This window comes from Sulfitobacter sp. M05 (assembly GCF_029285175.1).
In the GTDB taxonomy this organism is placed as follows: domain Bacteria; phylum Pseudomonadota; class Alphaproteobacteria; order Rhodobacterales; family Rhodobacteraceae; genus Sulfitobacter.
Genome location: NZ_JABEDH010000004.1, coordinates 1 through 22,845, shown reverse-complemented (window position 1 = coordinate 22,845; position 22,845 = coordinate 1). Strand labels below are relative to the sequence as shown.

Below are 22,845 nucleotides of genomic sequence, written 5' to 3'. Positions count from 1 at the left end.
GAGGAAACCACATGACACTGAACAGACGTGCCTTTATCGGAACCAGCGCCGCTGCCGCCGTAACACTTGCCGCGCCCGGTGTTTTTGCCGCCGGCCATGGCAAACCGCGTGTTGTTGTGATTGGCGGCGGTGCGGGCGGGGCAACCGCCGCACGCTATATCGCCAAGGACAGCAAAGGCGCAGTGGACGTCACGTTGATCGAACCAACGCGGATGTATTACACCTGCTTCTTCTCGAACCTCTATCTTGGCGGTTTCAAGGAAATGGACGACCTTGGCCACAGCTATGGCACGCTGGCCGCCGGTGGCGTGAATGTAATCCACGACTGGGCCACAGGTGTGGACCGCGCCGCCAAGACCGTGGCCCTCGCTGGGGGCGGTTCCCTGCCCTATGACAAGCTGATCCTCAGCCCAGGCATTGATTTTGTCGAAGGCGCGGTCGAGGGCTGGGACGTCTCTGCGCAAAACGCCATGCCCCACGCCTATAAAGGGGGCTCGCAGACCGAACTGCTTAAGGCCCAGCTGATGGCGATGCCCGAAGGTGGCACTTTTGCAATGGTTGCGCCGCCAAATCCATTCCGCTGCCCCCCCGGGCCTTATGAACGCGTGTCAATGGTTGCGCATTTCCTCAAGGCCAACAATCCAACGGCCAAGATCATCATCGCCGACCCAAAGGCGAAGTTCTCCAAGCAGAGCCTGTTTCAGGAAGGCTGGGCAAACTATTACGAAGGTATGGTTGACTGGATCGGCGAGGATTTCGGTGGTGGCAATGTCTCGGTTGATCCCGGTGCCATGACCGTCACCATCGATGGCGAGGTCACACAAGTGGATGTCTGCAACGTCATTCCTGCGATGAAAGCCGGGCGGATCGCAGAACTGGCCGGCGTTACAGAGGGCAATTGGGCACCAGTCAACGCGGCAGATATGTCAACCAAAGCAGACCCCGACGTTTACGTGCTGGGCGACGCGTCCCAACAGGGCGACATGCCAAAATCCGGCTTCTCGGCCAACTCTCAGGCCAAGGTTTGCGCCAACGCGGTGCGCGGGGCATTGACCGGTTCCAAGGTATTCCCGGCCAAGTTCTCCAACACCTGCTGGTCACTGATCGACACCAACGACGGCGTCAAGGTTGGGGCCACCTACGAGGCAACAGACGAGAAAATCGCCAAAGTCGACGGGTTTATTTCCGCCACCGGCGAAGCGGCCGATCTGCGCCGCGCGACCTATGAGGAATCCGAAGGTTGGTACGCGGGCATCACTGCAGATATGTTCGGCTAGATATTCCGGCAGGGGTTTTGCGATACATCAAAGCCCCTGCTGCGGTTCTTTCTTTACACTGATAGAATTAATCCGGGAGGAACCAACATGAGATCATTTCTAATCGCCGGCATCGCCAGCCTCTTTATGAGCGCTGCTGCGCAGGCCGAAGACACCTCGACCGTCTACGATTTCGATGGCAGTTTTGACGACGCTACCTTTAGCGTGGAAAGTGCCATTGTCGGCAAGGGGCTGGTCATCGACCATGTCAGCCACACCGGTGAAATGCTGAAACGTACCGGCGCGGATGTCGGCAGCACACAGCCCCTGTTCGAGGCGGCAGACATCTTTATTTTCTGTTCCGCCGTTCTGTCACGCAAAATGATGGAGGTGGACCCGATGAACATCGCCCATTGTCCCTACGGAATTTTTGTGGCCGAACGTGAGGGGCGCGTCATGGTCGGGTACCGCAATTATCCCAAAGGGCCGATGCAAGAAGTTCAGGCACTGCTGGACGAAATTGCCCAAGAGGCCGTTGCGAATTAGCAATTAGGATTGTGCGCGCGGGCGCGCAATCCCACCCCCAAGACCCGCTTCGGAAATGCGTTGGGTCAGCACCGCACCAACCCACATCGACAACAAGGCCAGCCATGCGGTAAGGGCAAAAATCGCGCCCCCCGACATGCCCGCCCCCACGGCACAGCCACCGGCCAGCATACTGCCAAAGCCCATCATAACGCCGCCCAGAAGATAGCGTTCCATCGGCATCTGTGGCTCAAAGCGTTGTATTTTGGCCTCTTTGGACAGCCAAGCCATCAGGAAAGCCCCCAGAAACACCCCCGGCACAAGACCCGATCCAAAGCTCAGCGGCAGTTGGCGTTCATTCACAAACCCCATCAAGGTATCCGCTGACGGCCCGGTAAATGTGATCGAGGACACCGGCACCACCTCAAACGAGTTTTGCGCCACGCTGTAGGTTGCCATCCAGCCCGCCGAGATTGCCGCCCCGACCAGCACCGCCGCGAATATCCGGCTTTTTTCTTTGCCACGATAGGCCGCGAATGCGATGGCCAGCAACACACAGACACCGGCGATCACCGCTGCGCTCAACGGCGATATTCCGATATAGACAAGAAGGTCGCGGGACGGGCCGCCTTCCACTGTCCAAATCGCGCTTAGACTTTCACGCAGCGGCGATAGGACGCCCCGTAACGAGGCCTGCGCCGTCAGGGTCAGCACCAGTCCCGTGACAATGGCCCGCAGATTTCCCGTGGCTGACAGAACCAGCAACCTGCTGGCACAACCACGTGCCAATATCATCCCCGAGCCAAACAGCGCCCCGCCCAGTATCGCGCCCGACAGACTGCCCTGCGCCGCGATCTGGCGGGCATCGGACAAATCCAGATGGCCCAGCACAATGGCCAATTGCACCGTAAGGACCGCCGCACTGAAAGCCACAAACCAGATGGCAATGCGCGGCCCCCAGATGTTATGCGAGAACTCAATCGTTGCCGCACGCAGGCAAAACCGAGAATGCTGGGCCGCAGCGCCGAACACCATACCGATAAGCACGGCAAACCCGAATAAAATCCGGCCCTCTCCGAAACTGTCGATCAGGTTCTCCATCGGCAAAAACTCCGCTTGGCATGATCATTTGGTATCGATTTGACCGGCAAACCGCATTGACGCAGATCAACGGCACAGCCCGACAGCCCCTGTCCAGCCGCGCCCGGCGACCGCTGTCGCGTTATTCAAACTCCATCTGTTCATAGACCCGGCCTGCATTCTTGGTGGCCAGCTCCTCGAAAGTATCCAGATGCCTATAGGGGGTCTGATCGACATAAAACGCGTCAGCCAGATCACCGCCCGCGTCCAGATGCGCACCGATCTTCTCGCGCAGATAGACCAAGTAATCATGCGTATAGCGGCGCACCTGATCCATGTTGGTGGGATGACCGTGCCCCGGAATGACATAGGTCGCGCCCAGCGGTTCAAAGGCGGCATTCCATGTTTCGACCCAATCCGCCGTCATCGTATGCTCAAAGATCGGCAACATGCGTTCATGAAAGGCAACGTCGCCCGATATGACCAGACTTTGCGCAGGCAGCCAGATCACAATATCGCCGGGACTGTGGGCTGGTCCGAGATAGCGCGCTTCGATCTGCATATCGCCCATCTCAACCAGATATTCATCTTCGAATGTCTTGGTCGGCAGGGTTACCTTGGTTTGTTCGGCCCGCTCTTTCACACGGGCCTGTGTCGCGCGCAGATCCTGACCACCATGGGCCTTAAACTCCTCTGCGGCATCCACATGGGCGACAATTTCAACCCCCTGTTCTGCCCAATAGGAATTGCCCAGCATCGCATGGCCCTGCCCGTTCTCATTCAGCACCAGCTTGACCGGCTGATCCGTCACTGTCTTGATCTCGTCATGCAATGCCTTGGCCAAAAGGTATGATCCGCCGCCATTCACCACAACCACCCCATCACCGGTAAGGATAAAGCTAAGGTTGTTGTTATGGCCGGCATTGTCATAGGTCGGCGGCGCTGTGGCACCGATGGCGGAAAACACATTCGGGATAACCTCGACCGGTTTCGAATACAGCATCGACGCCGGATACTGGTCGGCGATGTCCTCGCTGGCCAAAACGGGGCCGGCAATCAACGCACAGATAAGGGAGAGCAGTCGCATGAATTTTATTCCTTCACAAAAGCATATCCGGCGGATGTCTTATCAACATAGCCGATACCGTTTCCGGTGAGGTGGTAGCCAATGACACGGGTCTTTTCCTGCGCCAGCTGGTCCATCAACGACAGACGTGTTGCTGCCGCAGTTTCAGGGTCCTGATCAGACCCCGAGTGCCACTCCGGTTTGGCGAAAGCGATATGATCATTGCCGATACAATCCCCGAGGATCATCACCGCATCCCCGCCCTGCCGGACCTCAAACGCCATATGACCGGGCGTATGGCCGTAGCTGGCACGGGCGGCAACGCCGGGCATAATCTCATCCCCATCGCCGAAAAACCCGATCTGATCCTTGATCAACGCAAGCCGCCGCTGGGCGCCAACAGCAAACGACAGGCGGGCCTCGCCAATCTCGTCCACCGTGTTGGGGTTCATCCAATACTCCCACTCTGCCTGCCCGATCAGATAACGGGCCTGCGGGAACAACGGGTCGTCGAAATCATCCAACAGCCCCCAGAGATGATCCGGGTGGGCATGGGTAAACACAATGTCGGTCACCTCGTCAGGGGTGACATCCAATCCTGCAAGCGACGCCAGCAAATCGCCGGAGTCCGGCGCAAAATCCGGCCCTGATCCGACATCAAACAGCACGGTGCGTCCGCCATGACGCAGCAACGTCACGTTGCATGGCGGGGTCAGCACCTCGGCAGACTGCCCAAGCGTTTCGAGGATCGGCAGCAATTCGGCCTTGGGCATGGGGTCAAAGATAAACCCGCCCGGCAAGGTCAGCGATCCGTCACTGACCACATCCAGCCGCATGTCGCCCAAGGTGATCTGCGCATGGGCCTGTGCGGGAAACAGTGCAAGGCCGTGACTGGCCGCGACCCCCGCCGCCCCCGCGAGGAATTGTCGTCTTGAAACCGCCATCCTTCCCTCCAATAATTCTACTATTTGAATATGAAGGAAAGCAGAGGGTGGGGCAAGAGATATGCCGTGGGCCTGTCACGGCTCAACGGTGTGCCTATCAGGCGGGTTGGCGCGCGGGCCAATGCAAGCAACACAATGCCGCCACCAGAATAACCAGCGCCGCCAAGGCCAGCACCGTCCATCCGTAACCCGCAACGATGGCCCCCGCCGCAAAAGCACATAGCGTCGAGGCCAGTGCAATCACGGTGTCATTGGCCCCCTGCGCCATGGGCTTTTCCGCGTCAGACACCACATTTGCCAACATGTTTGTCGCCCCGATAAAGCCAAAATTCCACCCCAGCCCCAACAAGACAAGCGCGCCATAGAAATGCGCCCCGGACAAACCACCAAGCGCAACAACCGCAGAGACAACCAGCAAGGCCAAACCAGCAAGTGTAATGCGCTCTGTCCCGAAACGCTTGATCAGAAACCCGGTGAAGAAACTGGGGGCGAACATTGCAACGACGTGCCAACGGATGACATCCCCTGCGACCGCCTCGCTAAAACCACAGCCGACCATCGCCAGCGGTGTCGGGATCATCAGGAACACCATGATCCCTTGTGACACCGCCCCGATTGCAACTGCCCGCCGAACCGGTTTGCGCCGCAACACCGCAAGGGCCGCAAGCCGATCGCGAAATGTTTGATTTGCCGGGGCCGATCCTTTTGGCATACGCACAAAGGCAAGCGGCACAAGCCCGATCACGGATATCAGGCCAATCGCCGCATAGGCCCCAGCCAAAGGAACGGGTGCCAAGGCATCCTTGGCCATGATAAAGAGCTGCGGCCCGGCAAAAGCCGCAACCAAGCCCGAGGTCAACATCAGCGAAATCGCCACCGGCTGCCACTCAGGGCTGACAACCTCTGCGGCAGCGAAGCGAAAGAACTGAAAACAGGCAAGCGCCGCCCCCAGCGCAAGGTGACCGGCGCACAACAGAATGAAACTGCCTGAGAGCATTGCCCAAACGCCCAGCAACGCCCCGGCGACAGCCAGGGCCACACCGATCACAAACCCCGTCTTGCGGCCAAACCGCCCCATCATCATCGAAAACGGTGCCGCGGCAAACAACCCCGCCAGTGTCTGCAGCGAGGCCGGCAAAGTCGCCAACGCGGTGGTCGGCGACAGCATCAGCCCCGCAAGCCCGCCAAGGATAATCAGCATCGGCATCGCCGCACCAAGGATGGTATTGGCGGCCAGCAGCCCCAAAAAGTTACCGTTACGGGCAAAAGGCATGTTGATCATAGGGGCAAGACTTTCTTGGGAATGGTTGACACGGTTGGATGTAAATCAGATGCATGATGTCTGACATGTCAAAGAGGCATCAAAAATGGACACACCTGTCACAGCGCGCAGTATCGACGTTCTGCTTTATAAGGATATGAACCTTTTGGATGTGGCCGGATCGGTACAGACGTTCAAAACGGCCCGCGTGAACAGCCGCCGCAAATACAAGATGCGGTATGTCACCTTGGACGGCAGACCGGTGCGCAGTTGTTGCGGGCTGCGGCTGGAGCCGGAGGCGAAACTGGGATGTACTTCTGCCTCAAACGACCTGTTAATCCCCGGCGGCATCGGCGTGGACGCGATGATAGAAGACCCGCAGTTGCGCCGGATCATTCAGGAACGCGCCGCATTGGAGGGTGACGGCCGGTTGATCTCGATCTGCTCAGGCGCGCTCGTACTGGCCGCTGCGGGGGTATTGGACGGAAAGGCCGCAACAACCCATTGGTCCCGCGCAGCGGACGTGCGCAGCTATGCCAAGGTCAACTGGGATCTGGACCGGATATGCACCACACAAGGGCGGGTGTTCACCTCAGCCGGAGTAGTCACGGGCATTGATCTGACACTGGCCATTGTGCGCGCCGATTGCGGGCCGGCTGTTGCACTTGAGGTCGCCCGCGAGCTGGTTGTGCAACTGCGCCGCACCGGAGGGCAGAGCCAATATGCCCTGCATCTGGCTGGCCAGTTTTCGCAGGACGAGACGCTTGCGCGGCTGATTGAACAGGTGATCTCGCAACCACAGGCGCATTGGTCGCTTGAACGGCTGGCCGAAACTGCGGGTATGAACCCGCGCACCCTGTCGCGGCACTTCAAACGTGATTTGCAAGACACGCCAGCGCAGTTCGTTGAACGGGTGCGGGTGGATCACGCACGGGGGCTGTTGTCAGAGAACCTGCCGTTGAAACAGGTCGCAAGAGACAGCGGATTTGGGGATTTGCAACGTATGCGCCGCGCATTTCAACGCCGTTTCGGCGTGCGGGTCAGCGAATACCTTAACACGTTTGGCGACGCATAGGGCCTCACCACGCGAGGAGGTGTCCGGGGCCGGCGAACCAGCCCCGGATCAATGGCTTACTGCCAGGACTTGATCAACTCGTCATAAGCGATCGTTACCGGCTCTTCGTCTTCGTTTGCCAGTTTCGCTTTGGGCGAACCGGGCTGTGACAGCCAGTAATCAGCATCTTTCTCTTCGTTCATCTTCGGACCAATGTCGCCCTGAACACCGGCACGCTCCAAACGGATCAGCACTTTTTCCTGATCTGCACAGAGTGAATCCAGTGCTTCCTGAGGTGTTTTCGCACCTGACATCGCGTCGCCAATGTTCTGCCACCACAGCTGTGCCAGCTTTGGATAGTCAGGCACGTTTGTGCCGGTTGGTGACCACTGAACGCGCGCTGGCGAACGGTAGAATTCAACCAGACCACCCAGTTTCGGCGCACGCTCGGTAAAGCTTTCATGCTGGATCGTGGATTCACGGATGAACGTCAGACCAACATGGCTTTTCTTCACGTCAACGGTTTTGGAGGTCACGAACTGGGCATAGAGCCAGGCCGCCTGAGCGCGATCAACAGGTGTTGATTTCATCAGGGTCCAGGAACCGGCATCTTGGTATCCGATCTTGGTGCCCTCGGTCCAATATGCACCATGTGGCGAAGGTGCCATGCGCCATTTTGGCGTGCCATCTTCGTTCATCACGGGCAGATCAGGCTCTACCGATGCGGCTGTAAATGCCGTGTACCAGAACATCTGCTGTGCAACATTGCCCTGCGCCGGGATTGGACCCGCCTCGGAGAATGTCATACCGGCAGCCGCTGGTGGAGAGTATTTTTCCAGCCATTCGATTGCCTTGGTCACCGCATAAACCGCCGCTGGCCCGTTGGTGGCACCGCCACGCGCGACACAGGAACCAACCGGCTGTGAATTCTCGTTCACACGGATGCCCCATTCGTCAACCGGCAGACCGTTCGGCTCGCCTACGTCACCGGCACCAGCCATGGACAGCCACGCGTCAGTATAGCGCCAACCCAAAGACGGGTCTTTCTTGCCATAGTCCATGTTGCCAAAGACTTCGCCTTCGACACCCAGACGCGACAGGTCTCGCCCTGTGAAGAATTCCGCAATGTCCTCGTAAGCGGTCCAGTTGACTGGCACACCCAGATCATAGCCGTATTTCGCTTTGAAATCCGTCTTGTTCTGTTCGTCGTTGAACCAATCATAGCGGAACCAATAAAGGTTCGCGAACTGCTGGTCGGGCAATTGATAAACTTTGCCATCTGGCCCTGTAGTAAAGGACAGACCGATGAAATCTTCCAGATCGAGGTTCGGGTTGGTGACCGCAGCCCCTTCACCAGACATCCAGTCGCTCAGGTTACGCGCCTGCTGATAGCGCCAATGCGTGCCGATCAGGTCGGAGTCGTTGATATAGGCGTCATAGATGTTTTCGCCTGACTGCATTTGTGTTTGCAGCTTTTCAACGACGTCACCCTCGCCGATCAGGTCATGTGTGACCTTGATACCGGTGATGGCCTCAAACGCGGGGGCCAGCACGGTGGATTCATAGGTGTGCGTACCGATGGTTTCGGAGACAACGTTGATCTCCATGCCGTCAAACGGCTTGGCCGCATCGACGAAGAACTGCAATTCAGCTTCCTGATCTGCACGTGACAGCACCGACATATCGCCGATTTCACTGTCGAGGAATGCCTTGGCGGCATCCATGTCAGCAAAGGCGGGGGCGGCGAACATACATGTCGCCAGCGCAATTGCTGTGGTTCCCTTAAGTCGCAAGTTCATTTTTGGATCCTCCCTAAATGATGGTAATGAAGGCGATCCGGTTCTTGCTTGCCGGACTGCCTTTTCGATTACACCCAGCGGAACACCGCTACGGCGTAGAACAGGCAAACAATCAACGCACCCCATTGCGGCGCATCCAGTAGGCCAAGCCATGCCAGATTGATAAAGGCAGAGCCCAAAAGCGTGATGAAAAGGCGATCACCACGGGTCGTTTCGATCCGCAAAATACCGGCGCGCGGTGCCTCGGGGAATTTGATTGCCAGCACCGTAAAGGTCGCCAGCGTTGCCGCGATGATGCCGAAGAAAGCGGCGGTCGGCCAAGTCCATGCCATCCAGTCCATTATTGTTCTCCCTTACTTAAACGCGACCCAGGGCAAAGCCCTTGGCGATGTAGTTGCGGACAAAATAGATCACCAAAGCACCCGGCACGATGGTCAGCACACCGGCGGCAGCCAGCACCCCCCAGTCGATGCCAGCGGCCCCGACGGTACGGGTCATCGTGGCGGCGATGGGCTTTGCGTTGACCGATGTCAGCGTGCGGCTCAGCAACAGTTCCACCCATGAGAACATAAACAGGAAGAACGCGGTGACGCCGATGCCAGAGGCAACGAGGGGCGTGAAAATCTTGATAAAAAACCGCGGGAAGGAATAGCCGTCGATATAGGCGGTCTCGTCGATCTCTTTGGGCACGCCGCGCATGAACCCTTCCAAAATCCACACGGCCAATGGCACGTTGAACAGGCAATGCGCCAAAGCAACGGCGATATGTGTATCGAACAGCCCAACCGAGCTATAAAGCTGGAAGAACGGCAGGGCAAAGACCGCCGGCGGGGCCATGCGGTTGGTCAACAGCCAGAAGAACAGATGTTTGTCACCCATGAAGGTATAGCGGCTGAAGGCGTAGGCCGCCGGCAGCGCCACCAGCAGCGATATCACCATGTTCATCACCACATAGGCCATGGAATTCAGATAACCAGTATACCACGACGCATCCGTCAGGATCGTCAGATAGTTGTCAAACGTCAGATCACGCGGCCACAGGGTAAAGGTGTTCAGAATTTCCGAATTGGTCTTCAGGCTCATCATCACCAGCCAGTAAATCGGCAGCAACAAAAACAACAGATACAGGCCCATCACCACGGCATTACCCTTAATACGCGGCAAGCGGCGAGGTTGTGTTTGCAAGGTATCGGACATCAGTGGCCATCCCTTTTATCAAGGTTCGTCATCACGGTGTAGAACACGTAGGACACCAGCAAAATCACCAGATAATACATGATCGAGAACGCGGCGGCGGGGCCAAGGTCGAACTGTCCCAGCGCCATCTTCACCAGATCAATCGACAGGAAGGTCGTCGAGTTACCCGGCCCGCCCCCGGTGACCACAAACGGCTCTGTGTAGATCATAAAGCTGTCCATAAACCGCAACAGAATAGCGATCATCAACACGCCGGTGATCTTGGGCAACTCAATGAAGCGGAACACTTTCCAACGGCTGGCCTGATCAATCTTGGCCGCTTGGTAATAGGCATCAGGAATGGATTGCAGACCGGCATAGGCCAGGAGTGCCACCAATGATGTCCAGTGCCAGACGTCCATCACAATAACAGTGATCCAAGCAGCATAGAAATCTTGGGTGTAGTTGTAATCAATACCCAAAGCCGCCAGCGTATAGCCCAACAGGCCAATATCCACGCGCCCGAAAATCTGCCAGATCGTGCCCACCACATTCCACGGGATCAAAAGCGGCAGTGACATCAGCACCAGACAGAGCGACGCCCAGAACCCCGATTTGGGCATGTTCAGCGCCACAAAAATCCCCAGCGGAATTTCAATGGCAAGGATGATCGCCGAGAACGTAATCTGACGCCCCAGCGCATTCCACATCCGCTCAGATGCCAGCATCTCCTCGAACCACTCAAGGCCCGCCCAGAAAAACTGGTTGTTGCCGAACGTGTCCTGCACTGAATAATTCACCACTGTCATCAATGGGATAACAGCAGAGAATGCGACCAACACAAGCACCGGCAGGATCAGGAACCACGCCTTTTGATTGACGGTCTTGTTCATATCAGGCCCCCTTTGGCGCGACGCGCCAGCTGTCGGAATAAACGTTCACACCCGCCGGATCAAAAACCACGCGGTTCATATCGGGCGAAATTTCGGCACCTTCGGGCGCAAGGATATTCACCTCTGTGCCGTTGAACTCGGCGCGCACGATCTTATGGCGGCCCACGTCTTCAACCCGCTTGATCGTGACCGGCAGCCCCTGTTCACCCGTGGCAAGCGCGGTGAATTCTGGACGTACGCCCAGTTCAACCTTGCCCGTTGGTGTCCCAAAACCCTTGCCCAGATCAATCTGGGTACCCGCCAGCACCGCCTTGTCACCGTTCACCTCGGCGGGCAGCACGTTCATGCCGGGCGAGCCGATGAAATAGCCGACAAAAGTATGTTCCGGTGTCTCGAACAATTCCTGCGGCGTGCCCATCTGCACCACGCGCCCATCATACATGACCACCACCTTATCAGCAAAAGTCAGCGCCTCGGTCTGGTCATGGGTCACGTAAATCATGGTGTGACCAAATTCGTGATGCAGGGATTTCAGCTGTGTGCGCAGCTCCCATTTCATATGCGGATCAATCACCGTCAACGGTTCGTCAAACAACAGGGCGTTCACGTCTTCGCGCACCATGCCACGGCCCAGCGAGATTTTCTGTTTCGCATCCGCTGTCAGACCACGCGCCTTGCGATCCAACGTGTCTTCCATCCCGATCATCGCCGCAATCTGTTGCACGCGATCCTTGATATATGTCGCATCTGCCCCCCGGTTGCGCAGTGGGAACGCCAGATTGTCACGCACCGTCATCGTGTCATAGACTACCGGAAACTGGAAAACCTGCGCGATGTTGCGCTCGGTAGTGGGTGCCGCCGTCACATCACGGTCGTTAAACAGAATTCGCCCCTGCGACGGGTGCAGCAGACCGGAAATGATGTTGAGCAGCGTGGACTTACCACAGCCCGACGCCCCCAAGAGCGCATAGGCTTCGCCGTCCACCCAATCGTGATTTAGCTCCTTTAACGCAAAATCGTCTTCGCTTTTCGGAGTTGGCAGATAGGAATGTGCCAGATTATCGAGGGTGATTTTCGCCATGACCGTTCTCCCTCAGGCCGCCGTCGCATAAGACGCTGGCGCAACCGAAGTGCCGTCTTGTGCAAAAATGTAGACATGTTTCGGATCAAGGAAGACCTTTAGCGGCGCGCCAATCTCCAGATGTTTCACACCGTGGATCAGGCCCACCCAGTTTTCGCCGTGGTGATCCAGATGCACGAAAGTTTCTGATCCGGTGATCTCGGTCACCTGCAACGTCGCTTCGAAGGACATTGCATCGATGGCCTGTTGCTCCAGCTCAAGGTGGTTGGGACGGAACCCGGCAAGGAATGTGCCATTCTCAAGTGCCGCGAAACCACCGATTGCTGGCGCGCTTTGACCATCACCAAAGGACAACAGGTCCCCCGATTTGCGCACTTCCAGAAAATTCATCGGCGGATCAGAAAACACGCGCGCCGTGGTCGCGTTGACCGGCTGGCGATACACCACTGGCGTTTTGTCAAACTGGGTGATCCGCCCTTCCCACATCGCTGCGGTATTGCCGCCCAACAGCAGCGCCTCTTCCGGCTCTGTAGTGGCGTAGACAAAGATTGATCCCGCTTCTTCGAAGATTTTGGGAATTTCGGCGCGCAGCTCTTCGCGCAGTTTATAGTCAAGGTTGGCCAATGGCTCATCCAGCAACACCAGCCCCGCATCTTTCACCAAGGCCCGCGCCAGCGCGCAACGCTGCTGCTGCCCCCCCGAAAGCTCCAGCGGTTTACGGTCCAGAAACGGGGAAAGCTTCATCAGGTCCGCCGCCGCGCGCACTGCTTTGTCGATCTCGTCGGCCGTTTTGCCCAATAGGCGCATCGGGCTGGCGATGTTGTCATAGACGCTCATCGAGGGATAGTTGATGAACTGTTGATACACCATCGCAACGCCGCGATCCTGCACGCGCATACCGGTCACATCCGTGCCATCCCAAAAGATTCGCCCGCTGCTTGGCACATCCAACCCCGCCATCAGACGCATCAGCGATGTTTTCCCCGCCGAGGTTGGCCCCAGCAGTACGTTCATCGTACCGGAAGACAGTTCCAGACTGGTTGGATAGATCAGCGTCTCGCCGTTGACGACGGTAGACACGTTTTCAAGGACAAGTGACATTACGCCCTCCCTTTTTCTATTTGGCGGGGCATGGCCAGCGCTTGCGCCATCCACTTCTCCAGCAACTCGACTTCTTGTGCGGTCATTCTCAGACCCAGTTTTGATCGGCGCCAAAGGATGTCATCCGCACAACGGGCAAATTCCTTTTCGACCAGCCACAGTACCTCGAACTCCGTCAGATTGGCACCGAAGCACTGGCCCAAATCCTCTGCAGTTTGGGCATCGCCCAGCACCTCGAAAACATCACGCCCATAAGCTTTGACCAGGCGCGTGGCCCAGCGGTCATCCAGAAACGGGTACTGGCCCTTGATCTGGACAATCAGCGCCGACACCCCATCAACAGGGAAATCACCGCCCGGCAAGGGGACACCGGCGGTCCATGGCTTATCGTCCTGCGAAAAGAACGGCACGATCTTTTCAAGCGCACTTTCGGCAAGCCGGCGGTAGGTTGTGATCTTGCCACCAAACACGTTCAGGATGGGTGCCCCTGCGGATTGATCCAGCGTCAGAACATAGTCGCGCGTCGCTGCCGTCGCCGACGTCGCACCATCATCATAGAGCGGCCGGACACCGGAATAAGTCCAGATGATATCATCCTTGGAAACATCCGCCTTCAGGTATTTCGATGCGAAATCAATTAGGTAATCCTGTTCTTCTGGCGTGCAGACCGGCTTTGCATTCACATCCTGATGCTCTGCATCTGTGGTGCCGATCAGGGTGAAATCACTTTCATAAGGGATCGTGAAAATGATCCGCCCGTCGGTGCCCTGAAAGAAATAACATTTGTCGTGGTCATACAGTTTGTGTGTGACGATGTGACTGCCCCGCACCAGCCGCACCCCTTCGCTTGCGTTGATCCTTACGGTGTTTCGAATGACGTCCTCGACCCATGGGCCGCCGGCATTCACCAACATGCGGGCGGTCACGACCCGCTGATCACCTGTGTCTTTATCCTCAAGTGTGATCCGCCATTGGCCGGCGATCTGCTCGGCGGAAACAACCTTGGTGCGCACATTGATCCGCGCGCCACGGTCTTCGGCGTCGCGGGCATTCAACACCACCAGACGGCTGTCTTCGATCCAGCAGTCGGAGTATTCATAGGCTTTTTCAAACCGATCCTGAAGCGGCGCGCCTTCGGGTGTGCCAGACAGGCTGATCGAGGTTGTCCCCTTGAGGATCTTCCGCCCGCCCAGATTATCATACATGAACAAACCCAACCGAACCAACCAGGCCGGCCTGCGCCCGCGCATCCAGGGCATGACAAAGCTCAACACTTTGGAGGTTGGGGTGTCCCCCTCAAACCGCATGTCCTTGTGATAGGGCAACACAAACCGCATCGGCCAAGAGATGTGCGGCATTGCCCGCAGCAATGTCTCGCGTTCGATCAGGGCCTCGCGCACAAGGCGGATTTCCCAATATTCGAGATAGCGTAAACCACCATGAAACAGCTTGGTCGATGCTGACGAGGTGGCAGAGGCCAAATCGTTCATTTCGGCAAGCTCGACGCGCAAACCACGGCCTGCCGCATCACGCGCGATCCCGCATCCGTTGATGCCACCGCCGATGACAAACAGATCAACAGTTTCATTGTTGTTGCGCTGATCCAATGAAGCCCCCCGCATTCATGTCGCACCGTTCCCTTGTGGGCACCGGCATTGCGTAAAACAACACCACAACAGCCTACATGGCAATAACGAATGTTCGTTTGTTTTCCTTTTCGTATAATTCATTGAAATCCCCATCAATTATTTTTCGAGAGCAGGGCATTCAAACGCGTTTATGTCCCATTTACGAATCACGCCCTTGACGATTTCGGCGGACTGTTGATTGATAACAGCGGCAAACACCTGCGCCTTCCCTTAGCCACGGGGGCGCAGAAATTGATGCCGGGGAGCAAACGATGGTCGCGAATTTCAGGCAGAAAGAAATCCTTGATCTGGCCCGCAGAGACGGCAAGGTCACGGTGGACGGGCTGGCAGAGTTTTACGATGTGACCGTGCAAACCATCCGTCGTGATCTGTCCGATCTGGCGCAGAGCGGGCGCCTTGAACGGGTGCATGGCGGTGCGGTGATCCCGTCCGGTGTCGTCAATATCGTTTACGAAGAACGCCGCCGGCTGAATGAGGCGGGCAAGAAATCAATCGCGCAGGCCTGCGCGCGCGCCATCCCGGACGGCGCATCGGTCTTTATGAACATCGGCACCAGTACCGAAGCCGTGGCGCAGGAGTTGCTGGACCATGAAAATCTGCTGGTGGTCACCAACAATCTGAATATCGCAAATATTCTTGCACAGAACCACAGTTGCGAAATCATTCTTGCGGGTGGCGTCCTGCGCCGTGCCGATGGTGGGATTGTGGGCGGGCTGACCGTCGACATGGTCAAGCAGTTCAAATTTGATTATTCCGTTCTGGGCTGTTCGGCAATTGACGCTGACGGGGACTTGCTGGATTTCGACGGACAAGAGGTCATGGTCAGCAGCACCGCCATCGGACGATCACGCAAGGTGATGATCGTGGCAGACCAACACAAATTTACCCGTAAGGCCCCGCTGACCATCTGTTCGCTCAGCGATGTTGATGTCTTGTTTACCGATGGGAAACTATCCGCACCCCTGACCACAAGTTGCGACGTCTGGGGCACGCAGGTTGTGACGTCCTAAAGCAGCGTGGCCGGCCTAAGCATTGGCGAATAATCCGGCGTGTCCTGCCGTGTTAATCGTAGCCGACTTTGGCCTTTTTCATATGCAAGGCAAAACGGGCATCCTTGGCCTCCGCTTCATCCTGATACCAGTCGGTGCGGGTCTGACCGGCGCGGCCAACCTTGCCCCATTCACGCACCAGCGCCCAATCCCCAAATAGCCCCGGCAACAGATCAATGCGGTAAAAGCGGCGATCAGTGGAAGCTTTGTTCATTTGAGTCAGATACATACAGTCGGGGCCGTCACAAGAAAAGTTATCCCCAAGACTATCAAGCGGCAGCATTGTTGTCTTTAGCAACCTGCGGATTTCCCGAAAAAAGTCGCCGGATACCTCGCCACCTCCACATAAAAAGGCGCAACATACTGTTACGCCTTTTCAATTCTCTACATCACCGGCCCGAAGGCCGCTCAGCTTATGCCAGCTGGATGTTTGTCGCGCTCTCGCGGCCGTCACGGCCTGCTTCGATGTCGAAAGTCACTTTCTGATCATCGGAAAGACCTGTCAGGCCCGCTTGTTCTACCGCAGAAATGTGTACGAAAACATCTTTGCTGGCTCCATCGGGCGCGATAAAGCCGAAGCCTTTAGTTGCGTTGAACCATTTGACTGTACCAGTGGCCATTGTCATATTCCTTGTGTTTTCTGCCCGCAGGATGCGGCAGGTCGGCTAAGTCCTCAAAAGATCGAATGACTGTGCCGAAAGGAGCAGTGATGCCGATAGATATAGTAACGTCGCAGCGCCCACATGCGCTTTTTGTCAAAGCTTAGCAAGCGGTTTCATGCAAGCCGATCCTCGACGCCATTCCCTACTGACGCCCTGTTCACAGGCGGTTACTTGATCCAGCGACCTTGCCAGTTTTCAGGACGCCAATCAGGGGTCTCCACCCAGTGGCGCATTGCAATCGGGACCTCAATGGTGCCCTTCACCTCAAACCTGCGCGCATCCCGCAAGGTCTTGATCTCTTGGGACAATGTATCCTGATCAATGTTGAAACTGACCCGCATGACGAACCGATCAGCTGCGTCGTGGTTCTGCGGCGCTGAGGCACCGGCTGGCGGGATCGACACGCCTGAGGGCGCGGAATTCAGGTGACGCACCTCGGCGATTGCCTCGACAAAGGGTGTGTCGCAAGGGTGCCAGACACCGGTGCGCACCGTTTTGGTACCATATGTTTTCTTATTCAGCTGCGCCGAAGTGATGCTGTGCAGGATTTTGGTGGGGGGGCCGAAACGTGGTTGTGGCTTTACCGTCCAACCGGCCCGCGCAAAAATGTCAGTGGTCTGCGCGACCATCAACTGCATTTCATCCCAATCCATCGGCTCCATCGGATAGATCAGATAGGCACTATCGACCACCGGCCCCTCAAAGGAAATCTGCATCTGACGCCCCGCTGGCAGGGTCAGGGGGCAGTCCGGCGCAGCATAGGTCAGCGTGATCGATGAAGGATCATCCACCGCATCTGCATTTGCACGGGCCACTGGCAGGAACCGGCCACTGTCCCCTGTCTCGGGATCATCGACCGTCGCAACAAATGAGGGCACATTGTTGCGCGCCAACAGGCTGGCCACTGGCTCCAGCAGCTGCATCCCCACCTGCATGGGTGCGCGTGGTGTGACCGGTGTATCGTCCATCGCGTTTCTCCAGATCAATGTCGTTGCAGCTGCGGCAATCAGAAACACAGCCGCGGATTTCTTCAGGCCCGTCAATGCCCCTCCAGCTCCTTCAGCCGGTTGATCAACCGGCCATAGTAGGTGACCCGGTCCTGCGGGTTGGCGATGTCCAGGTCGCCCAGCGAAACCAGATTGTCACGAGTGCAGTGATCGGCGATCGGAATACTGGTCTGATCCCCCGGCATAACCGCTTCGGCGGTGCCAAGATCGTCGAACACATCCGCATGGCGGTCATAGACTTGCTGCACAACATCGACCTGTTCATGTTCGGCCAGAATATCAGCTCCGGCCTGCAAATTGCCCTGATCAATCTGTTCCAACCCCCGCATAATATCCTCGTCTACGTCGATTTCGCCGCGTTCCACACATTCCTTTAACCGCGCGAAACCACATTCATGCATGAACTTATTCGGCGGAAAGACACTTTCGAAAATCGTAATATTGGCGTCTCCCAAGGCCGCCAAGGCCTGTTCTGGATTCACAATCGCGCGGCCCAGGGTTTGCGCATCCCACGCTTGCGTGCGGCGCATGGCACAGCCCCCCTGCACCGATACGTATCCCGCCAATCGCACCCACCAGTTATTCGGCATCGCCTCGCCCAATTCCTGATAGGACCGTGTGATGCCAATATTGCGCTGGATGGGGTTGGAAATCCGGCGCATCAGATCGACATCGGCGTTGGCCATCGCCATGGCTTCTGCACAGTTGTTCGGGCAGCGCGCATAAACCTGTCCTGCGGCGTCTTGCGGCATCAACCATCCTCCCGGTTTGCAATATCAGGCACCCAAGAGGGGTGCGACCAGACCCACCGGCGCAGCATCTCGGCGGCTTTGGTCTCTGACCGCATCAGTGGCTTTTTCATCAATGCCAGGAAATCAGGATCCGTGCGGAGTGCATTTCGGGTCAAAAAACACGCTTCGGTAAAATCGGCAATCTGGCGGTCTGTCTCGAAACCGACGTCCAAACCTGCAACCTGACACGCTCTGACAAAAGAACGCAGCGCTCCGTCCAGCGGCAACGCATATCTCTGCGCCAATTCAGCGGACAGATTTTCAACGAATTGCTTGCGCACGTCCTCCTGTCCGGCAGACATCTGTCCTTGCGTCATCACCAACACGACAGTCACCCCTCCCAACCTGCCCTTTCAGGGGTAAGCCCTCGCTCTGCCTGATGCAAGCAAGGCAACACCGGCAGCGGCGGGTGCCCGCCAGTTAAAGTGCCCGGCCTTTAACCTGAAGCATTTCGTATCCCCGATGTCCCGAGAACGCGCAGCGTGGCAGGGCATTGGGAGTTCATGTTTAAGGTCGAGCACTATAACAACGCAAAAGGCCCCCCGTTTGCACGGAGGGCCCTTCAAATTCTCAATCGCGTCAGACTTAGAGGCCTGTGGACACGTCGATTGTGTTGCCTTCTTCAAGCGTCACATAGGCTTTCTTCACGTCCTTGCGACGGCCGATCTGGCCGCGGAAACGCTTTACCTTGCCTTTGGTGATGGTCGTGTTCACGGCCTTCACCTTAACACCAAAGAGCGCTTCAACAGCTTCTTTGATCATCGGCTTGTTGCTGTCGATTGCCACTTCAAAAACAACCGCATTGGCTTCGGAAGCCATGGTCGCTTTTTCGGTGATGATCGGCTTGCGGATCACGTCATAGTGGGTGTGCTTGGCGCTCATTTCAAACGGGCCTCCAATGCTTCGATGCCCGCCTTCGTGATCACCAGAGTGTCACGCTTGAGGATATCATATACGTTAGCGCCCATTGTCGGCAGGATGTCCAAACCTTCAATGTTGCGCGCGGCTTGCAGGAAGTTTTCATTCACGGTTGCACCGTCAATGATCAATGCCCGCTTCCAACCCAGGTTAGAAACCTGCTTGGCCAGTGCTGCGGTCTTACCTTCGGAGTTTGCATCCTCGATAATAACCAGCTCACCCGCTTTTGCCTTTGCAGACAACGCGTGACGCAGACCCAGCTTGCGGAACTTTTTGGTCAGGTCGTGACCGTGCGAACGCACAACAGGACCCTTATAAACACCACCCCCGCGGAAGATCGGCGCAGAACGTGCACCGTGACGTGCGCCGCCGGTACCTTTCTGACGATAAATCTTCTTGGTTGAATAACTCACTTCGGAGCGTGTCTTGACCTTGTGTGTACCGGCCTGCGCGTTGTTGCGCTGCCAGCGGACAACGCGGTGCAGGATGTCGGCACGTGGCTCAAGGCCAAACAGGGCCTCGTCCAGTTCTACCGATCCGGCCTTTGCGCCGTCGAGTTTGATGACATCAAGTTTCATGCTTCACCACCTTCTGCGGGAGCTTCCGCAGGTGCTTCAGCCGCCGGAGCAGCCGTTGATTTCAGAGCAGCAGGAACAACAGCGTTCTCGGGGAACGGCTTTTTCACCGCGTCCTTAACAGTCACCCAACCACCTTTGGAGCCGGGAACCGCGCCTTTGACCATGATCAGGCCGCGCTCGGAATCGGTTTTCACGATCTCGAGGTTCTGCGTTGTCACGCGGGCTGCACCCATGTGACCGGCCATTTTCTTGCCTTTGAAAACCTTACCGGGGTCCTGACACTGACCCGTTGAACCGTGCGAACGGTGTGAAATCGAAACACCGTGTGTCGCGCGCAAACCGCCAAAGTTGTGACGCTTCATCGCACCGGCAAAACCTTTACCGATAGAAGTGCCCGCAACGTCGACATACTGACCTGCGAAATAGTGATCCGCGATGATCTCTTCGCCTACGTCCAGCATGGCATCCGCGTCGATGCGGAATTCCGCAACCTTCCGCTTGGGTTCAACCTTTGCTGCTGCAAAGTGGCCGCGCATCGCCTGAGACGTGCGTTTTGCCTTTGCGGTACCAGCACCGAGCTGAACAGCAACATAGCCGTCCTTTTCGATGGTACGCTGTGCAACAACCTGAAGGTTATCGAGGTGAAGAACGGTTACAGGAATCTGCTTGCCGTCTTCCATGAACAGCCGGGTCATGCCCAACTTTTTTGCAATAACGCCTGAGCGCAACATAACGGTGCCCTCCTTACGACTGCAGCTTGATCTCGACGTCCACACCAGCGGCGAGGTCGAGCTTCATCAGCGCGTCAACGGTCTGGGGAGTCGGATCAACGATATCCAGCAGACGCTTGTGCGTGCGGATCTCGAATTGGTCACGGGATTTCTTGTCTACGTGTGGACCACGCAAAACAGTGAATTTTTCAATTTTGTTCGGCAGCGGAATCGGGCCGCGAACAGATGCGCCGGTACGCTTGGCGGTGTTGACGATCTCTTGTGTGGAAGTGTCCAGCACACGGTAGTCAAACGCCTTCAACCGGATGCGGATATTTTGGCTTTGTGCCATGTATATATCATCCCTAAATCAGGGCTTTAGCGGATTGGAAGATGCCAGCTCATCCGGCACCCTCTTCGCGCATAGTACAACTCAAACGGGGCACGCCTTGCGCACCCCGTCTGGTTAAGGCTCCTATAGGGGGAGTCGCATGAGAGGTAAAGGGGTTTTCGGGCGGCTGCGTGGTTTTCACCCCCCGCACCCGCCCCCCCCCTTGATCCCGCGCGGCGGCTAGCCGTCTTTGCCCGCTGGCGCGACAGCCTCAAGAGCAGCCACATCGCCCGCCATGATCAAATGTTCATGACCCAAAATGGTCTCTATCGGCCAATCCCACCATGCAATTCGGTTCAGCCGGGTGATGTCCTCTTGCGGGAACCGCCGCCTGATCTCTTGCGCTGGATTGCCAGCGACAATTGCATAATCCGCAATGGTGCCTGCGACAACCGCACCGGCCCCGATGATCACCCCGTTGCCGATCTGCGCCCCCGGCAGGATCTTCGCCCCCTGCCCGATCCAGACATCATGTCCGACAACCGTATCCTTACCCGGTGCTGGCATCGACGGGCGGCCCTCCCTCTCGCCTCCACCAAAGATGGCAAAGGGAAAGCTTGAAATGCCATCATAGCGATGGTTCGCCGATGCAGTGACAAAAGTAACCCCATCTGCAATCTGGCAGAACTTCCCAATGCTCAGGCGTTCGGGGCTGAAATCAAACAGATAAGGGGCGAGGCCGGCCGCCCAGTCTTCAGGCGGATTAAATGCGCTGGCATAGGTATACTCCCCTACCGTCATCCTTGGATGATCTACCGCGGGTTTCAGAAATACCGTGCCTTTGTAGGGTCTGCCATCAGGCAAGATGATAGGATGCACAGTGTTGGGTGCCGCAAAGGGAACCCTGTTGGAAACAGACATGAAAGATCCTTTGATCGAGAAATTTGGAAATACTCAGATCGCGGTCTTGTTCATGTCACCCTCCATCATTGCTCCTTAACCTATACGCGTTGAACACCGACCAGACAAGCATCGCGCTGCCCGTGATCCTGCTGCTGCCCCCCATGCATTCCACCCCCCCCCGACACCCCGATTGCCTGCATCCCGGTTGCCCATGTTAGAAGGCTAGACTAACGTAAAAAGTGTATTACGTAAGAAAATGAGGACGGAAAAAATGATAAAATCCCTGCTGGGCAGCATCTTACTGGCGGCGGTATGCGCTGCACCTGTTTCAGCGCAGGATATCCGATGGAAGCCGCAATCGATGACACCCGGCGACTATCTCAGCATCGATCAGAGCATGGGCGGACCGATCCATCATGTTTTTGCGGGTCGAAGCGGCAAGGCTTACGTACTCAAGAGTTACCGTGGCCCCTCCCCTGACGGCACGCCGGTTTTCACAACCTTTCTTGACCGGCACGGGAATTACCTCCGCTGGGTTCGCGCGGATGGCATGACGATTGATTACCGACCGCATGATTGCAAAAGAACCGCTGGCGAATGCCAATACCGCCGCGTGTTTTCCGATGGACGACACGAGATCAGAACCCGGGTTACCACACCGACGGCCACCGGCTTCTCCTTCAAGGAGTATGACGCAGGCGGCAATTTCATCTTTGGCGGAACAATTGAATTGGATGAACGCGGCAATGCCGGCGATGGGCACATCTCTGGCCATAAGGGCGATCAGGTCTTTCGCCTGATCGGGCGCTTCTATCAGTAAGAGGAAAGAAGGGGCAGCGCCCTCGTCCGCCGTAGGGCCGGGTTCACCCCGCCACTGCCCCATGCCCCGCAACGCAAAAGGCCGCCCCATTTGGAGCGGCCTTCTGTTTTCTTCGGCACCGGCTGCCGGCACCGTCAACAACGCATTGGCGCTGTTGATTACTCAGTGATCTTGGACACAACGCCCGCGCC

At 56.9% G+C, this 22,845-nt stretch carries 26 protein-coding genes; 5 read left to right on the top strand and 21 right to left on the bottom strand.

Features of this window, described 5'->3' with window-relative positions; genetic code table 11:
* Nucleotides 1–11 precede the first annotated feature (11 nt).
* Both HKX44_RS15570 and HKX44_RS15565 read left to right on the top strand, forming a co-directional pair.
* Nucleotides 12–1,277 carry an NAD(P)/FAD-dependent oxidoreductase gene (locus HKX44_RS15570; RefSeq protein ID WP_276152292.1) on the top strand — a complete coding sequence of 422 codons (1,266 nt, stop codon included), beginning with the start codon at nt 12–14 and terminating at the stop codon, nt 1,275–1,277.
* A gap of 87 nt (nt 1,278–1,364) precedes the next feature.
* Complete coding sequence (locus tag HKX44_RS15565; RefSeq protein ID WP_276152291.1) at nt 1,365–1,802, top strand: DUF302 domain-containing protein; 438 nt, start codon at nt 1,365–1,367, stop codon at nt 1,800–1,802.
* Nucleotides 1,803–1,805: 3 nt separating this feature from the next.
* Here HKX44_RS15565 and HKX44_RS15560 read toward each other — a convergent pair whose 3' ends face one another.
* From HKX44_RS15560 to HKX44_RS15545, 4 genes are all read right to left on the bottom strand, one after another.
* Complete coding sequence (locus HKX44_RS15560; RefSeq protein WP_276152290.1) at nt 1,806–2,882, bottom strand: YeeE/YedE family protein; 1,077 nt, start codon at nt 2,880–2,882, stop codon at nt 1,806–1,808.
* Between the two features lie 121 nt (nt 2,883–3,003).
* The gene (locus HKX44_RS15555) at nt 3,004–3,948 is read right to left on the bottom strand and encodes an MBL fold metallo-hydrolase (protein WP_276152289.1); all 945 of its coding nucleotides are present in this window, start codon (nt 3,946–3,948) and stop codon (nt 3,004–3,006) included.
* A 5-nt stretch (nt 3,949–3,953) separates the two neighbouring features.
* Nucleotides 3,954–4,871 (bottom strand): MBL fold metallo-hydrolase, encoded by a 918-nt coding sequence (locus HKX44_RS15550; protein WP_276152288.1) that lies wholly within the window; start codon nt 4,869–4,871, stop codon nt 3,954–3,956.
* Nucleotides 4,872–4,968: 97 nt separating this feature from the next.
* Complete coding sequence (locus HKX44_RS15545) at nt 4,969–6,153, bottom strand: MFS transporter (RefSeq protein WP_276153236.1); 1,185 nt, start codon at nt 6,151–6,153, stop codon at nt 4,969–4,971.
* A gap of 85 nt (nt 6,154–6,238) precedes the next feature.
* Here HKX44_RS15545 and HKX44_RS15540 point away from each other — a divergent pair, with 85 nt between their 5' ends.
* A complete protein-coding gene (locus HKX44_RS15540; RefSeq protein WP_276152286.1) occupies nt 6,239–7,207 on the top strand; it encodes a helix-turn-helix domain-containing protein in 969 nt (322 codons plus the stop codon).
* Between the two features lie 56 nt (nt 7,208–7,263).
* Here HKX44_RS15540 and HKX44_RS15535 read toward each other — a convergent pair whose 3' ends face one another.
* From HKX44_RS15535 to glpD, 7 genes are all read right to left on the bottom strand, one after another.
* Complete coding sequence (locus HKX44_RS15535; RefSeq protein ID WP_276152285.1) at nt 7,264–8,985, bottom strand: ABC transporter substrate-binding protein; 1,722 nt, start codon at nt 8,983–8,985, stop codon at nt 7,264–7,266.
* Nucleotides 8,986–9,053: 68 nt separating this feature from the next.
* A complete protein-coding gene (locus tag HKX44_RS15530; protein WP_276152284.1) occupies nt 9,054–9,326 on the bottom strand; it encodes a DUF2160 domain-containing protein in 273 nt (90 codons plus the stop codon).
* Between the two features lie 16 nt (nt 9,327–9,342).
* On the bottom strand, nt 9,343–10,182 hold the full coding sequence (locus HKX44_RS15525) for a carbohydrate ABC transporter permease (RefSeq protein ID WP_276152283.1): 840 nt from the start codon (nt 10,180–10,182) through the stop codon (nt 9,343–9,345).
* Nucleotides 10,182–11,054 (bottom strand): sugar ABC transporter permease, encoded by an 873-nt coding sequence (locus HKX44_RS15520; protein WP_276152282.1) that lies wholly within the window; start codon nt 11,052–11,054, stop codon nt 10,182–10,184. The genes HKX44_RS15525 and HKX44_RS15520 overlap by 1 nt, the downstream gene beginning before the upstream one ends.
* A 1-nt stretch (nt 11,055) precedes the next feature.
* The gene (locus HKX44_RS15515) at nt 11,056–12,135 is read right to left on the bottom strand and encodes an ABC transporter ATP-binding protein (protein ID WP_276152281.1); all 1,080 of its coding nucleotides are present in this window, start codon (nt 12,133–12,135) and stop codon (nt 11,056–11,058) included.
* Nucleotides 12,136–12,147: 12 nt separating this feature from the next.
* On the bottom strand, nt 12,148–13,236 hold the full coding sequence (locus HKX44_RS15510; RefSeq protein WP_276152280.1) for an ABC transporter ATP-binding protein: 1,089 nt from the start codon (nt 13,234–13,236) through the stop codon (nt 12,148–12,150).
* Nucleotides 13,236–14,858, bottom strand: a complete 1,623-nt coding sequence (glpD, locus tag HKX44_RS15505; RefSeq protein WP_276152279.1) for a glycerol-3-phosphate dehydrogenase — start codon at nt 14,856–14,858, stop codon at nt 13,236–13,238. The genes HKX44_RS15510 and glpD overlap by 1 nt, the downstream gene beginning before the upstream one ends.
* 278 nt (nt 14,859–15,136) lie before the next feature.
* On the opposite strand from glpD, the gene HKX44_RS15500 reads away from it, so the two are divergent.
* A complete protein-coding gene (locus HKX44_RS15500; protein WP_276152278.1) occupies nt 15,137–15,895 on the top strand; it encodes a DeoR/GlpR family DNA-binding transcription regulator in 759 nt (252 codons plus the stop codon).
* Between the two features lie 52 nt (nt 15,896–15,947).
* On the opposite strand, the gene HKX44_RS15495 is transcribed toward HKX44_RS15500, so the two are convergent.
* The 10 genes from HKX44_RS15495 to HKX44_RS15450 form a co-directional block, all read right to left on the bottom strand.
* Nucleotides 15,948–16,217: a WGR domain-containing protein gene (locus tag HKX44_RS15495; RefSeq protein ID WP_276153728.1), complete on the bottom strand. Its 270-nt coding sequence runs from the start codon at nt 16,215–16,217 to the stop codon at nt 15,948–15,950.
* 130 nt (nt 16,218–16,347) lie between these two features.
* A complete protein-coding gene (locus HKX44_RS15490) occupies nt 16,348–16,554 on the bottom strand; it encodes a cold-shock protein (protein ID WP_276152276.1) in 207 nt (68 codons plus the stop codon).
* Nucleotides 16,555–16,763: 209 nt separating this feature from the next.
* Entirely contained in the window at nt 16,764–17,639 is an 876-nt protein-coding gene (locus HKX44_RS15485) for a hypothetical protein (protein WP_276152275.1), read from the bottom strand.
* A complete protein-coding gene (locus HKX44_RS15480; RefSeq protein WP_276152274.1) occupies nt 17,636–18,355 on the bottom strand; it encodes a hypothetical protein in 720 nt (239 codons plus the stop codon). Before HKX44_RS15480 ends, HKX44_RS15485 begins: the two co-directional genes overlap by 4 nt.
* Nucleotides 18,355–18,729 (bottom strand): hypothetical protein, encoded by a 375-nt coding sequence (locus HKX44_RS15475; RefSeq protein ID WP_276152273.1) that lies wholly within the window; start codon nt 18,727–18,729, stop codon nt 18,355–18,357. Before HKX44_RS15475 ends, HKX44_RS15480 begins: the two co-directional genes overlap by 1 nt.
* A gap of 250 nt (nt 18,730–18,979) precedes the next feature.
* Nucleotides 18,980–19,276: a 50S ribosomal protein L23 gene (locus HKX44_RS15470; protein WP_276152272.1), complete on the bottom strand. Its 297-nt coding sequence runs from the start codon at nt 19,274–19,276 to the stop codon at nt 18,980–18,982.
* Nucleotides 19,273–19,890 carry a 50S ribosomal protein L4 gene (gene rplD, locus HKX44_RS15465; RefSeq protein WP_276152271.1) on the bottom strand — a complete coding sequence of 206 codons (618 nt, stop codon included), beginning with the start codon at nt 19,888–19,890 and terminating at the stop codon, nt 19,273–19,275. Before rplD ends, HKX44_RS15470 begins: the two co-directional genes overlap by 4 nt.
* Complete coding sequence (gene rplC / locus HKX44_RS15460) at nt 19,887–20,621, bottom strand: 50S ribosomal protein L3 (RefSeq protein WP_276152270.1); 735 nt, start codon at nt 20,619–20,621, stop codon at nt 19,887–19,889. Before rplC ends, rplD begins: the two co-directional genes overlap by 4 nt.
* 13 nt (nt 20,622–20,634) lie before the next feature.
* On the bottom strand, nt 20,635–20,952 hold the full coding sequence (gene rpsJ, locus HKX44_RS15455) for a 30S ribosomal protein S10 (RefSeq protein WP_011567658.1): 318 nt from the start codon (nt 20,950–20,952) through the stop codon (nt 20,635–20,637).
* 219 nt (nt 20,953–21,171) lie between these two features.
* Nucleotides 21,172–21,852: a CatB-related O-acetyltransferase gene (locus tag HKX44_RS15450; RefSeq protein WP_276152269.1), complete on the bottom strand. Its 681-nt coding sequence runs from the start codon at nt 21,850–21,852 to the stop codon at nt 21,172–21,174.
* Between the two features lie 253 nt (nt 21,853–22,105).
* On the opposite strand from HKX44_RS15450, the gene HKX44_RS15445 reads away from it, so the two are divergent.
* Complete coding sequence (locus HKX44_RS15445) at nt 22,106–22,654, top strand: hypothetical protein (protein ID WP_276152268.1); 549 nt, start codon at nt 22,106–22,108, stop codon at nt 22,652–22,654.
* Nucleotides 22,655–22,845 lie beyond the last annotated feature (191 nt).

Bases quoted from the DNA above. Each gene is read 5' to 3' on its own strand.
- HKX44_RS15570 (WP_276152292.1), top strand. From the start codon at position 12: ATGACACTGAACAGACGTGCCTTTATCGGAACCAGCGCCGCTGCCGCC.
- HKX44_RS15565 (WP_276152291.1), top strand. From the start codon at position 1,365: ATGAGATCATTTCTAATCGCCGGCATCGCCAGCCTCTTTATGAGCGCT.
- HKX44_RS15560 (WP_276152290.1), bottom strand. From the start codon at position 2,882: ATGGAGAACCTGATCGACAGTTTCGGAGAGGGCCGGATTTTATTCGGG.
- HKX44_RS15555 (WP_276152289.1), bottom strand. From the start codon at position 3,948: ATGCGACTGCTCTCCCTTATCTGTGCGTTGATTGCCGGCCCCGTTTTG.
- HKX44_RS15550 (WP_276152288.1), bottom strand. From the start codon at position 4,871: ATGGCGGTTTCAAGACGACAATTCCTCGCGGGGGCGGCGGGGGTCGCG.
- HKX44_RS15545 (WP_276153236.1), bottom strand. From the start codon at position 6,153: ATGATCAACATGCCTTTTGCCCGTAACGGTAACTTTTTGGGGCTGCTG.
- HKX44_RS15540 (WP_276152286.1), top strand. From the start codon at position 6,239: ATGGACACACCTGTCACAGCGCGCAGTATCGACGTTCTGCTTTATAAG.
- HKX44_RS15535 (WP_276152285.1), bottom strand. From the start codon at position 8,985: ATGAACTTGCGACTTAAGGGAACCACAGCAATTGCGCTGGCGACATGT.
- HKX44_RS15530 (WP_276152284.1), bottom strand. From the start codon at position 9,326: ATGGACTGGATGGCATGGACTTGGCCGACCGCCGCTTTCTTCGGCATC.
- HKX44_RS15525 (WP_276152283.1), bottom strand. From the start codon at position 10,182: ATGTCCGATACCTTGCAAACACAACCTCGCCGCTTGCCGCGTATTAAG.
- HKX44_RS15520 (WP_276152282.1), bottom strand. From the start codon at position 11,054: ATGAACAAGACCGTCAATCAAAAGGCGTGGTTCCTGATCCTGCCGGTG.
- HKX44_RS15515 (WP_276152281.1), bottom strand. From the start codon at position 12,135: ATGGCGAAAATCACCCTCGATAATCTGGCACATTCCTATCTGCCAACT.
- HKX44_RS15510 (WP_276152280.1), bottom strand. From the start codon at position 13,236: ATGTCACTTGTCCTTGAAAACGTGTCTACCGTCGTCAACGGCGAGACG.
- glpD (WP_276152279.1), bottom strand. From the start codon at position 14,858: ATGCGGGGGGCTTCATTGGATCAGCGCAACAACAATGAAACTGTTGAT.
- HKX44_RS15500 (WP_276152278.1), top strand. From the start codon at position 15,137: ATGGTCGCGAATTTCAGGCAGAAAGAAATCCTTGATCTGGCCCGCAGA.
- HKX44_RS15495 (WP_276153728.1), bottom strand. From the start codon at position 16,217: ATGCTGCCGCTTGATAGTCTTGGGGATAACTTTTCTTGTGACGGCCCC.
- HKX44_RS15490 (WP_276152276.1), bottom strand. From the start codon at position 16,554: ATGGCCACTGGTACAGTCAAATGGTTCAACGCAACTAAAGGCTTCGGC.
- HKX44_RS15480 (WP_276152274.1), bottom strand. From the start codon at position 18,355: ATGCCGCAAGACGCCGCAGGACAGGTTTATGCGCGCTGCCCGAACAAC.
- HKX44_RS15470 (WP_276152272.1), bottom strand. From the start codon at position 19,276: ATGAGCGCCAAGCACACCCACTATGACGTGATCCGCAAGCCGATCATC.
- rplD (WP_276152271.1), bottom strand. From the start codon at position 19,890: ATGAAACTTGATGTCATCAAACTCGACGGCGCAAAGGCCGGATCGGTA.
- rplC (WP_276152270.1), bottom strand. From the start codon at position 20,621: ATGTTGCGCTCAGGCGTTATTGCAAAAAAGTTGGGCATGACCCGGCTG.
- rpsJ (WP_011567658.1), bottom strand. From the start codon at position 20,952: ATGGCACAAAGCCAAAATATCCGCATCCGGTTGAAGGCGTTTGACTAC.
- HKX44_RS15450 (WP_276152269.1), bottom strand. From the start codon at position 21,852: ATGTCTGTTTCCAACAGGGTTCCCTTTGCGGCACCCAACACTGTGCAT.
- HKX44_RS15445 (WP_276152268.1), top strand. From the start codon at position 22,106: ATGATAAAATCCCTGCTGGGCAGCATCTTACTGGCGGCGGTATGCGCT.